Raw genomic sequence first — 12,919 nt, 5'->3', positions numbered from 1 at the left:
ACCAAATTGAAAACAATCCTTATCAAATGTGGAGGAAGCGTGATTGATCAGCTTTCTGAAGATTTTTTTACTAGCTTAAAAGAATTAAAGAAAAGCGGCTATCAATTAGTATTCGTTCATGGGGGCGGACCGGATATTAATGAAATGCTCGAAGTGATGGGCGTTGAACCGGAATTTCATAATGGTCTCCGCAAAACAACAGCAGAAACATTAAATATTGTAGAAATGGTTCTTTCAGGGAAAACCAACCGCAAGCTTGTACAATTATTAAGCAAACATGGCTTAGCTGCTGTAGGAATGAATGGGACGGACGATCAGTTAATACAAGCTTCGATTATTAATGAAGAAAATCTTGGTTTAGTTGGCAATGTGAAGCAAGTAAACAGTGATCTTATTCACATGCTTTTAGAGAAAGACTATATACCAGTTATCACGCCACTAGGCAGTACAGAAGATAATAAAAAGTTAAATATAAATGCAGATTATGCTGCTGCAGCAGTGGCAAAAAGCTTAAATGTAGAACATTGCATGTTTGCTACAGATGTAGAAGGAATTATTATTGACGGAAAAGTCGCTTCCCTTTTAGAAGAAAACGAAGTGACACATTATATTGAGGAAGGCCAGATTACCGGGGGGATGATTCCGAAAGTAACATCAGCTCTTGCGGCATTGGACAGCGGATTGAAGAGTGTAATGATTGTTTCTGGAAAAAAAGCTTTTTATCAGGATGAAACGTTAAAAGGAACACAAATTGTGAAAAAGCAGGAGGTAATCAAATGAGTCATTTATTTCCAACCTATGCGAAATGGGAAGTGGAGCCAGCATCAGCGAAAGGAAGCTATTTAACTGGAACAGATGGAAAAACATATTTAGATTTTACAGCTGGAATCGGTGTATGCAACTTAGGACATTGTCATGAAGAAGTAAAAGCAGCGATTGAAGACCAATTGTCAAAATTTTGGCATGTGTCCAATCTCTTTCCAGTGGGAGTGCAAGAACAGGCGGCAAAACTTTTAGCGGAAGCAAGTGGAATGGATCTAGTCTTTTTTGCCAATAGCGGGGCGGAAGCGAACGAAGCAGCAATAAAATTAGCTAGAAAAGCAACAGGAAAAACAAAGATTATCACTTTCTTATCTTCCTTTCACGGTAGAACATTTGCGACTATGTCAGCAACAGGCCAGGATAAAATTAAACATGGCTATGGTCCAATGCTAGAAAAATTTGAATATGTACCATTTAATGATATAGAAGCTTTAAAAAGCCAATTAACAGAGGATGTAGCAGCTGTTATGCTGGAAGTGATTCAAGGAGAAGGCGGGATTCATGTAGGTACAAAAGAATTCCTTCAAGAAGTAGAAGTTTTATGCAAAGAAAAAGGGGCATTGTTGATTGTCGATGAAATTCAAACAGGAGTCGGACGGACTGGAACACCATTTGCTTTTCAACAATTTGACATCCATCCAGACATTATTTCATCTGCAAAAGGTCTAGCAAATGGAATGCCAGTAGGCGCTATTGCAGCAAAAGCAGCATTAAAGGAATTTTTTGGACCAGGCAGCCATGGTACAACATTTGGTGGAAATCCGATTGCAATGGCAGCTGCATGTAAAACAATGGAGATTATATTTGAAAAATCTTTCTTGCAAAACGTGAATAAAAAAAGCGAGTATATAATGACTGCGTTAAAAGAAAAATTAGGGCAAAACGTACATGTGAAAAATATCCGTGGCAAAGGTTTGATGATCGGAATTGAAATGGATCAGCCAGTAAGCGAGATTTTAAGTGAGTTAAGAAAAGATGGTCTTATTGTACTTCCTGCAGGAAATAATGTAATTCGCCTGCTTCCAAGTTTAACTTGTACAATAGAAGAAATCGATAAAGCAGTAAAAATGCTCGAAAAACAAATAAATCTTTACAAAAAAGTGACAGTTTAAGATGAATTTTTTTGCAAGTTGATGTATAATTATAAGAAAAATGATATAAATATACATTGGTTTTCGAAAATATATTGGGATTTGACCAATGTCAATTGGCTCAAATGCCTGAAATAAAGAATATAGAGGTGTACAAAATGGAAGGATATTTGTACTTAAAGAATGGAGCACAATATAAAGGAGCATTTCTGAGTGATACTGCGGAAAATGTGAGTGGTGAAATTGTGTTTTTTACAGGAATGACTGGATATCAAGAGGTGCTGACAGATCCTTCTTATAAAGATCAAATTGTTGTTTTTACGTACCCTTTAATAGGAAACTATGGAATTAACAATGAAGATTTTGAAAGCAAAAAGCCCCATGTTGCAGGAGTAATTGTATATGAAGCGAATAAAGAAGCCTTTCATTACCAATCACAGCATTCCCTTGTAGACTATTTGCAAAAATGGGATATCCCGTTATTAACACATGTAGATACAAGAGCGATTGTAAAAAACATCCGTAATGAAGGTTCCATGCCGGCGATTATAACCACGGAGCAAGTGACGGAAACAAAAGATATTGTGCTTCAAAAGACAGTAAAAGTAGCACAAGTTTCAGATAATGATATGCAAACATATGGAAACGGAGCACAGCATATTGTATTGATGGATTTTGGGAAAAAAGGTTCGATGCTGGATGCGTTGCTTGAACGAGGATGCAAAGTAACAGTCGTTCCTTTTGATACATCATTTGAAGCAATCAAAGCATTAGATCCTAACGGAATCCTTCTATCCAATGGTCCTGGAGACCCAAAGGATATTGAAGAAGTGCTGCCAACTGTAAAAGAATTGATTCAACATTATCCAACGCTTGGAATCTGCTTAGGTCATCAATTAGCGGCATTATCTCTTGGCGGTGAAACATCCAAATTACCTTTTGGCCATAGAGGAGCGAATCATCCAGTAATGGATAAAACAAATACAAAAGTGATTATGTCTTCGCAAAACCATAGCTATGTGGTAGAAGAAGAAAGTTTAAAAAATACGGGTTGCACGATGCGTTTTTACAATTTGCATGATGGATCGGTAGAAGGATTGTCACATGAAAGATATCCATTGCTTACCGTTCAATTCCATCCGGAAGCAAATCCAGGTCCTTCAGAAGGATATTATATATTTGATGAATTTATTGAAAATGTCAAAGCAAATTATGGGAGAGTTTTTGCATATGCCTAAAGATACAGCGATAGAAAAAGTACTCGTAATCGGATCAGGTCCCATTGTTATTGGGCAAGCAGCAGAATTTGATTATGCTGGAACACAAGCATGCATGGCTTTAAAAGAAGAAGGATACAAAGTTGTCCTTGTAAATAATAATCCAGCAACTATTATGACAGATCAAACATTTGCAGATTCGATTTATTTTGAACCACTAACAGTAGATGTATTAGAAATGATTATACAAAAAGAAAAACCAGATGGCTTGCTTGCAACATTAGGTGGGCAGACGGGATTAAATCTAGCTTTCCAATTAAGTGAACACGGAATTTTAGATAAATATAATGTAAAACTTCTTGGAAGTTCGATTGAATCGATCAAAAAAGGAGAAGACCGTGAAGCATTCCGTCAATTAATGTATGAACTAAATGAGCCAGTTCCTGAAAGTAAAATAGTTCACGTCGTAGAGGAAGCAGTACAATTTGCAGAAGAAATTGGTTTTCCAATTATTGTACGCCCTGCCTACACACTTGGCGGAACAGGCGGTGGAATTGCAGATAATATGGAAGAATATACGAAGCTTGTAGCTGGCGGCTTGCAAGAAAGTGCCATCGGACAATGCTTAGTAGAAAGAAGCATTGCTGGATTTAAAGAAGTAGAATACGAAGTAATGCGTGACAGTATGAATACATGTATTACGATCTGCAACATGGAAAATATTGATCCAGTTGGCATTCACACAGGGGACAGCATTGTTGTGGCACCGTCGCAGACGTTAACGGATGTTGAATATCAAATGCTTCGTTCTGCTTCCATTAAAATAATATCTGCTTTAGGTATTATTGGAGGCTGTAATATTCAGTTTGCTCTTGATCCGAACAGCAAACAGTATTATTTAATTGAAGTAAACCCAAGGGTAAGCCGTTCGTCTGCATTAGCATCGAAAGCCACAGGCTATCCGATTGCAAGAATGGCAGCGAAATTGGCAGTTGGTTATACACTAAATGAAATTATCAATCCAGTAACAGGTGATACTTTCGCAAGTTTCGAGCCAGCACTGGATTATGTAGTAGTGAAATTTCCAAAATGGCCCTTCGATAAATTTCCAACTGTTTCAAGAAAACTTGGAACACAAATGAAGGCAACTGGGGAAGTAATGGGCATTGATCGAAATATGGAAAGAGCCTTGCTGAAAGCAATCCGCTCACTAGAAATAAAAGTGAATGATTTAAAACAGCCGAATCTAATCCAGTTGTCAGTTGATGAATTAATGAGTAAGCTTCATGAGCAGTCAGATGAAAGATTTTTTGTAGTATTAGAGTTGATTAGAAAAAATGTTTCATTAGAGGAACTTCATGCTTTAACAAAAATGGATTTGTTTTTCCTTCATATTTTCAAAAGATTGGTGAAGATGGAAACAGAAATCTCTAATTCCAACGCAGAACTTGCGACTAAAGAAATGCTGCAGCATTGGAAAGAAAAAGGATTCAGCGATAGCTTTATAGCAAGCGAATGGGGATGCACGGAAAAACAAGTTCGTGAATTAAGAAAAGAAATGGGCATATTGCCTATTTATAAAATGGTTGATACATGTGCAGCAGAATTCGAAGCAAAAACAAATTATTATTACTCCAGCTTTTACGGCGAAAATGAACAAACAGAAAGCAATAAACGAAAAGTACTTGTAATAGGGAGTGGACCAATCCGCATAGGTCAAGGAATTGAATTTGATTATTGCTCTGTACATGGTGTATTCGCCTTAAAAGAAGAGAATATTGAAACAATCATTATCAATAATAACCCAGAAACGGTAAGTACAGATTTTGCGACGGCAGATCGTTTATATTTTGAACCCCTTATGATAGAAGACATTATGAATGTCATTGAATCAGAAGGAATAAAAGAAGCGATTGTTCAATTAGGGGGACAAACTGCTCTTAATGTTGCAAAAGCGTTAGAAGAATATGGGGTCGAAATCCTTGGAAACAGCAGCCATACGATTGATTTGCTCGAAGATAGAGATTTATTCTATAAGCTGTTGGATGAAGAAGATATTCCGCATATTCAAGGTGATATTGCTTTTGAAGAGAAACAGGTAGTAGCATCTGTTGAAAAACTAGGGTTTCCAGTGCTAATTAGACCTTCTTATGTAATTGGCGGAAAAGGAATGGAACGTATTGAAAATAAGCAGGAGTTGCAAAAATACTTAACAACAGATATTCCATACCCTGTCCTTGTTGATCAGTTTATGTATGCATTAGAAGCAGAACTGGATATTGCGGCAGATGGTGTTGATATATGTGTACCTGCTATTATGGAACATATTGAAAAAACAGGTGTGCATTCTGGTGATAGTTTATCCATTTTACCAGCAAAAAATTTATCTAATACGGTAAAAGAAAAAATGCTGGATTATGCACAGAAGATTGTCAAAAATACAAATTACAAAGGATTAATGAATATTCAATACATTATTAAAGACGAAGATGTATATGTTTTAGAAGTTAATCCGCGGGCAAGTAGAACAGCTCCAATTATAAGCAAGGTAACTGGTGTGCCGTTAGTTCAAATTGCGACAAAAATATTGCTTGGGAAATATAAATTGTCGGAAGAGGAAAAAACATTTACGGATAATATTCCATTTACATGTGTTAAATATCCGGTGTATTCCAACTATGCATTAAAAGGTTTAGATTCAAAGCTTGGTCCAGAAATGCGCTCAACAGGAGAAGGGATTGCTCTAGGGAGTACAATGGAGGAAGCACTGAAAAAAGTATTCCATCCCACATTAAAAAAAGTGACAAATAAACAAATAGTAATTAAAGCAGATCAAGAACTTACTTTATTAAAAAAGAAAGCAGAAGCTGCTGGCTTAACAGTAATCGAGGTAAAGGAAGAAGCAGAGAAATATTTGACGCAAAAAGAAACAGTTGCTTTTTATAACGAAACAAAAGATGAAAAGGATCAGCATTTGCGTGAAATGGCTACATTAAATCGAATCATTACCTTTACACAAGCAGAAAGCACAGAAGCATTTATTGACTCTTTTAAAGTAGATGAATTCTCAGTTTCATCCATTAACGAATGGCATAATATGTTGAAAAAGGACGTGAGTACCGTATGATTACAACTTCAGCAATCGATTTAAAAGGCAAGGATTTGCTTTCTCTTATTGATGTTTCCCCAGAAGGGATTTTACAGCTGTTAGAAAAAGCAAAAGAAATTAAAGAAGCAAAATTAAGCGGAAAAGAATATACGCCGTTAAAAGGGAAAACATTAGGGATGATTTTTGAAAAATCATCTACTAGAACAAGAGTTTCCTTTGAAGCAGGAATGTTCCAGCTTGGAGGACATGCGCTGTTTTTAAGTAGCCGTGATCTACAAATTGGAAGAGGAGAGCCAATTTCAGATACAGCAAAAGTATTATCGGAATTTGTAGATGCTATTATGATTCGTACATTTTCTCATGATATTATTACAGAATTGGCAGAGCATGCTACCATCCCAGTTATCAATGGTTTAACGGATCTTTACCATCCATGTCAAGCATTAGCAGATCTTTTAACCATTCTAGAAATCAATGGTACATTAAAAGGCCAAAAGCTTGCATATATTGGTGATGGAAACAATGTTGTCCACTCTCTATTAATTGCATGTTCAAAGGTGGGCATTGATATTGCAGTTGCGACACCAGTTAATTACGAACCAAATAAGGAAGTAGTAGCGTTAGCAAAAGGATTTGCAAAGAATAGCGGAAGCAGCATTTTAATCACAACCAATCCTGTAGAAGCGGTAGAAAATGCCGATGTAATTTATTCCGATGTTTGGACTAGTATGGGACAAGAGGAAGAAAATGAACAACGCTTAAAAGATTTCCAAGGCTTCCAAATCAATAGTGAGCTAGTAAAACATGCAAAAGATGATTATATCTTCTTACATTGCCTGCCAGCCCATCGCGAAGAAGAAGTAACAGCTGAAATAATTGACGGAGATAATTCAGCAGTATTCCAGCAAGCAGGAAACAGACTACATGCCCAAAAAGCATTACTAGTCGAAATACTAAAATAAATAAAAAGCTAAGTTTAAAAAATTTACAAAAGAAGTAATTCTTAGCAGGGTTGCTTTCTTATAAAAAACCTCTATTATGGAGGTTTTTTATTTATACCTCTTAGCATCTCCAAAAAATCTCACGAAATTCCTTTTGATTCAGTTGAATGATTTTATAAATATAAACAAAAATTTCCTTCATGTAAGTTAAAAAAAAGGAAACAATAAAAAAGCAGTAGAAAAACAACTGTATATTGCTTCATTTTAAGGAGGAACTTTATGGGACAAAATAGACAATTTCGTTCAGGGCAAAAAGCCCCGAATAATGGTTTATATATAGAGTGTGGCGAAACAGGCAGCAATGTTAATAATCCTCAAACATTAAAATTGAAAGCAGGGGACCGTTTCCCCGAAAACTCCAACCATAACAGAGTTTGGACCTATCAACGAAAACCTTAAAGAGAAAGCCTTAAGCCATCCGAATAACAAATCGGATGGCTTTACATATGGATAAAAAAGCCTATAATATAATTAAAGGTCAATAAAGGTCAAAGGAGGCTTTTATGAATGAATATAGATCAAATGACAGAAAAAGTACAATTAGCATTAAGTGAAGCACAAACGATTGCCGTGAAAGAAAGCCATCAAGAAATAGATGATATTCACTTATTTTTAGCGATTATAGAGCAAGAAGATAATATAATATCCTCTATTTTAACAAAATTGGATAAAAACACAGAAAAGCTTAAGCTGAAACTAATAAAAGATTTAGAAAAAAGACCAAAAGTTACATTAAGCAGTACACAGCAAGGGAATATTTATATTACAAATACCCTTCAAAAAATAATGGTACAAGCAGATGAAGAAAGAAAAAAAATGGAGGATGACTATCTTTCAATTGAACATTTAATGGTTGCTGCGTATTTAGAGAAAAACTCCAATGTAGGGAAAATACTGAAGGAAATGAGTATAACGAAAAGCGAACTAGTAGATGCAATGATGCAAATAAGGGGGAATCAAAAGGTGACTTCTAAAAATCCTGAAGCAACATATGAAGCGCTAAAAAAGTATGGTCGTGATCTTGTTGCAGATGTTCGTGCTGGAAAAATTGATCCTGTTATCGGAAGAGATAATGAAATTCGGCATGTTATCCGTATTTTATCAAGAAAAACAAAAAATAATCCGGTGTTGATAGGAGAGCCAGGTGTAGGGAAAACAGCTATAGTGGAAGGGCTTGCCCAACGAATTGTTCGAAAAGATGTGCCTGAAGGTTTAAAAGAAAAAACAATTTTTTCTCTTGATATGGGAGCATTAATCGCTGGAGCAAAGTTTAGAGGAGAATTTGAAGAACGCTTAAAAGCAGTTTTGCAAGAAGTGAAAAACAGCAATGGACACATTCTTTTATTTATTGATGAACTTCATACCATTGTTGGTGCTGGGAAAACGGATGGAGCAATGGACGCTGGTAATATGCTAAAACCGATGCTTGCCCGCGGAGAGCTTCATTGTATTGGTGCAACAACATTAGATGAACATCGCCAATATATTGAGAAAGATCCAGCTCTAGAGCGCCGTTTTCAACAAGTGCTAGTATCGGAACCAACAGTGGAGGATACTATTTCTATTCTAAGAGGATTAAAAGAAAGATTCGAAATACACCACGGAGTTGCGATTCAGGACCGTTCATTAATTGCGGCTGCTACGATGTCTGATCGATACATTACAGATCGTTTTCTTCCAGATAAAGCAATCGATTTAATTGATGAAGCATGTGCGATGATTAGAACCGAAATTGATTCGATGCCTATAGAAATAGATGAATTAACAAGAAAAATTATGCAATTAGAAATTGAAGAAGCAGCTCTTCAAAGAGAAGAAGACACACAAAGCAAAGGCCGTTTATATGCTATTGCGAAAGAATTAGCCGATTTAAGGGAAAAAGCAAACGCGCTAACCGCAAAATGGCAGCTGGAAAAAGAAGGTTTGCAGAAAATTCAAGAGAAAAAAGAAGAATTGGAAAAGAAAAAAAGAGAACTGGAAGAAGCAGAAAATAATTATGATTTAAATAAAGCAGCTGAATTAAGACATGGAACGATTCCAAAGTTGGAAAAAGAATTGCAAGAACTGGAAGAAAAGGTAAGCCGAAAAAAAGAAAATCGATTGTTAAGGGAAGAAGTAACAGACGATGAAATTGCCAATATTGTTGCTAGATGGACAGGAATACCTGTCTCGAAGCTTGTAGAAAAAGAACGAGAAAAATTACTGCGTTTAGAAAGCATCCTGCATGAACGAGTAGTTGGACAAATGGAAGCAGTAAAATTAGTAAGCGATGCGGTACTGCGGGCAAGAGCAGGCATTAAAGACCCAAATAGACCGATTGGATCCTTTTTATTTTTAGGGCCGACAGGTGTCGGGAAAACAGAGCTAGCAAAAGCTTTAGCTACTAGTTTATTTGACAGTGAAGAACAGATTATTCGGATTGATATGTCAGAATACATGGAAAAGCATGCTGTATCCCGCTTAATTGGTGCACCTCCAGGATATATAGGATATGAAGAAGGCGGGCAATTAACGGAAGCAATAAGAAGAAAACCTTATTCTGTTGTATTGTTGGATGAGGTAGAAAAAGCACATCCGGAAGTGTTTAATATTCTATTACAAGTATTAGATGATGGCAGAATAACGGATTCTCAAGGAAGAACAGTTGATTTTAAAAATACCGTTATTATAATGACTTCAAATATTGGTTCTCACCTATTATTAGAGCAGTCAGAGCAACAAGAAATTCCTGAGAGTACAAGAGCAGGGGTCATGAGTCAATTGAGAGCTCATTTTCGCCCAGAGTTTTTAAACAGAATCGATGAAACTATCCTGTTTAAACCATTAGCTTTAAATGAAATAAAAGAGATTGTATCGAAGTTGGTAGCTAATTTAGAAGCAAGGCTTTTAGAACAGCAAATTACGATTGCAATTTCAGATGCTGCCAAAGAATATATAGCAGTTAATGGATTTGATCCAGTCTTTGGGGCAAGACCACTTAAACGTTTTTTACAAAGATCAGTTGAAACGGCATTGGCTAGAGAGATCATTGCTGAAAAGATAAAAGAAAAGGACCATGTCATAATTGATGTGAAGGACGATAAAATCGTATTAATACATGGGTAAACAAAAAAGAGAGGGAAAAATACCTCTCTTTTATTGTTTATTAAAAATAAGTAAGATTTTTCTAGTTTTGATTTCTTAAACGTTTTATAATAGGAATTAATGAGCTCCTTTTTCATGAGCATCGTCATTTGGAAGAATGCTTCCTAGTAGAATAGTTAGAACGGTAAAAATAATACTCAAGATAACGCCAAAATTAAAGTTGAATGCAATTCCGCCCATAGAGCTAATAACATATACTAACATTTGAGAAAGTAAGAATGTCCAAAAGAATGTTACTAAATAACGCACTATAATCACCTCACACTATTTCAATTCTTTTTTCATCTTATCACAACAAATCGAAATAATAAATGTCTATTGATTGACGAAAATTTTTAAAATAGAAAATGCATCCGCATATGCAAACCAATAGTAAAAAAACTGATTTAAAAAAGATAGAAGCATACTTAGTAAGATCATACTATTTTATACATTATGGACTAAATTGAAAAACTTATGCCTTCCTTTCTATATATGGAATGAGGAAGGAGACTGCTGATACAATGTAAGATAAATAATTAGACAGAATGATTTATGAAAAGCACGTTAAAACCACTCATTTTTTATTGTCTAAGAATTATAAATGAAGTGGATTGGGGATAACTTAGCGTTTGTGTCCCCATCCGGCGCCTGCGCTTTTCTTTATTGCGTCAGCCTATCTCGTTTACATGGACCTAAAAGAAGTAGAGAAATATAGGCAGATTCCCTTACATTTTAACAAATTGCTCATACATTATTAAAAGGAAAATGTAAAAAAGGAGTTTTAGTGATGGAGAACCGGAACTTCCAATTAGATACCGAATGGAATATGATACATTATCCATCTCAACCGAATGGTTTCGGTGTCTTAATAATCGGGGATGACAGGCATTATGTGAATAACTCGAATAGTTTTTGGACACAAAATGAAGGGAAAAAACAGTTGGTTGATTCTCTTCTTGCAAAAGGTTATACAATCTTTTATTCTAATTTATACGGAAAAAATTGGGGAAGCAACAAAGCATGCCAATTAGCAAAACGACTTTATGAATTTATCATACGTACAGAAATTCTCAATCAAAAAATTCATGTCATAGCAGAAGGGATGGGTGCATTAATTGCCCTCCATTTAATGAAAGAAATGAGGGAAAACATTCGCTCTGTTGTACTATTTAATCCTATTTTATCTTTAAGAGAGCATCTTGAGAGAGAAAAAGAGCATAAGTTTTTTTTCAAAAAGCTGTGTAATGAAATATCAATAGCCTTTCACCTTAACGAAGATGGATTACTTTCCTTCTTACAAGAGAGAAAGGAATTTCAATTAGAAGAAACGAAATTGCCGGTGAAAATCTTTCATATCCTTCATGATGGGAAATCGTATTATCAATCCAACTTATTAAAAAAAACATCGATTATATGGGAAAAGAAGTGCTTACCAATTTTTGTTTCTTACGTATTACCAGAGAAAAAGAGTGCAATTCCTAATCAAATTGTTGTTTTTTTTCAAGAATATGAAAAAGATTTATAAGACGTTATTAGAAAAAGTCCGGACAACTAAATATTATTCTAGAGAAAATCTCCATGGGTTATCATTGTGGAGATTTTTTTATTAAGAAGAAATAGGTATTGTTAAAGTCATAAGCACTTTCCAGAGTAATAAGAATATTTTTCTTTGGATCTTTTCAAACAGCTTTCTTCTTCCAATCATTATGAAATAATGGGGTAGCTTTTGCATAGTATACACTAATGAAGTTTTATGGGAGGATTTATTATGGAAAAAGCTGTTATTGTTGGACCATATCATTTTATCGGCATTCACCTTTGTTCTGCTCTGTTAGAAAAAGGGATTGATATAATGGGAATTTCCTATCCTCAAGTACAAATAAATAAGCTGGAAGATAAAAAAATGGTTTTTGGAAGAAATGCGAATTTTATGGAAAAAGATTGGGGTTATTTAGTGTGTGCAGATGTAGAGGTGATTATATTTGATTTATATACGTTAGACAGGAAAAACGAGTTAGTACTTACCCTTCTGTCTGCCTATAAGGAAGCTGCATTAATAAAAGAAATGACCAAAAAGAAGATAGTGATAATTTGTCCTATTACGATTGAAAAGAAAATAATGGAGGAAAGTATAAGTTTGTTTGAGTTACACCAACAAGCATATCAAATCATCTATTTACCAACGATTTATGGTCCGTGGCAACCAGAAATTTTTTTGTTTCAACAAATATTAGCAGATAAAAGAAAAACAATCAAAAAGCATGAAATGGAATATACAGAAGACGCTATTTATATTGATGATGCAATTACGGAAATAGTGAATCAAATTGTTCAGGGGAAAGAAAGAGAAGTTGTCTTAAAAAGTAATGTAGAGAATCATTGGAATAAATGTAAGAATTCCCTTGATTGGAAGCAAGATACAAAGGAAACAAGCATTTGTTGTTTCAGTGACTCTGTTTCTACCATTATCGTGAAAAATAAAAATAACATATCAGAAAACTTGGAAATACAAAGAAAGCATATTATGATGTATATAGATTAAAAATATGAATA

General features: G+C 35.1%; 10 protein-coding genes. 9 read left to right on the top strand and 1 reads right to left on the bottom strand.

Features of this window, described 5'->3' with window-relative positions:
- The first annotated feature begins 6 nt into the window (after positions 1-6).
- From argB to clpB, 7 genes are all read left to right on the top strand, one after another.
- The gene (argB, locus tag AC5LWL_RS18790) at positions 7-780 is read left to right on the top strand and encodes an acetylglutamate kinase (protein WP_493435735.1); all 774 of its coding nucleotides are present in this window, start codon (positions 7-9) and stop codon (positions 778-780) included.
- On the top strand, positions 777-1,934 hold the full coding sequence (gene argD / locus AC5LWL_RS18785) for an acetylornithine transaminase (protein WP_493435734.1): 1,158 nt from the start codon (positions 777-779) through the stop codon (positions 1,932-1,934). The genes argB and argD overlap by 4 nt, the downstream gene beginning before the upstream one ends.
- Positions 1,935-2,071: 137 nt before the next feature.
- A complete protein-coding gene (locus AC5LWL_RS18780; protein WP_493435733.1) occupies positions 2,072-3,151 on the top strand; it encodes a carbamoyl phosphate synthase small subunit in 1,080 nt (359 codons plus the stop codon).
- Positions 3,144-6,257, top strand: a complete 3,114-nt coding sequence (gene carB / locus AC5LWL_RS18775; protein WP_493435732.1) for a carbamoyl-phosphate synthase (glutamine-hydrolyzing) large subunit — start codon at positions 3,144-3,146, stop codon at positions 6,255-6,257. Before AC5LWL_RS18780 ends, carB begins: the two co-directional genes overlap by 8 nt.
- Complete coding sequence (gene argF / locus AC5LWL_RS18770) at positions 6,254-7,201, top strand: ornithine carbamoyltransferase (RefSeq protein ID WP_493435731.1); 948 nt, start codon at positions 6,254-6,256, stop codon at positions 7,199-7,201. The genes carB and argF overlap by 4 nt, the downstream gene beginning before the upstream one ends.
- A 258-nt stretch (positions 7,202-7,459) precedes the next feature.
- Positions 7,460-7,639, top strand: a complete 180-nt coding sequence (locus AC5LWL_RS18765; protein WP_493435730.1) for a YjzC family protein — start codon at positions 7,460-7,462, stop codon at positions 7,637-7,639.
- A gap of 108 nt (positions 7,640-7,747) precedes the next feature.
- Positions 7,748-10,345: an ATP-dependent chaperone ClpB gene (clpB, locus tag AC5LWL_RS18760; protein ID WP_493435729.1), complete on the top strand. Its 2,598-nt coding sequence runs from the start codon at positions 7,748-7,750 to the stop codon at positions 10,343-10,345.
- Positions 10,346-10,441: 96 nt separating this feature from the next.
- Here clpB and AC5LWL_RS18755 read toward each other — a convergent pair whose 3' ends face one another.
- A complete protein-coding gene (locus tag AC5LWL_RS18755) occupies positions 10,442-10,633 on the bottom strand; it encodes a YjzD family protein (protein ID WP_493435728.1) in 192 nt (63 codons plus the stop codon).
- A 520-nt stretch (positions 10,634-11,153) separates the two neighbouring features.
- On the opposite strand from AC5LWL_RS18755, the gene AC5LWL_RS18750 reads away from it, so the two are divergent.
- Both AC5LWL_RS18750 and AC5LWL_RS18745 read left to right on the top strand, forming a co-directional pair.
- Positions 11,154-11,891, top strand: coding sequence for a lipase family protein (locus AC5LWL_RS18750; protein WP_493435727.1), 738 nt, complete (start codon positions 11,154-11,156; stop codon positions 11,889-11,891).
- Positions 11,892-12,134: 243 nt separating this feature from the next.
- On the top strand, positions 12,135-12,908 hold the full coding sequence (locus AC5LWL_RS18745) for a hypothetical protein (protein ID WP_493435726.1): 774 nt from the start codon (positions 12,135-12,137) through the stop codon (positions 12,906-12,908).
- The last annotated feature ends 11 nt before the right edge of the window (positions 12,909-12,919 follow it).

The sequence above is a fragment of the Niallia sp. WK069_GA_01 genome, from assembly GCF_983173855.1.
This window is presented reverse-complemented; position numbering and strand designations above follow the sequence as displayed.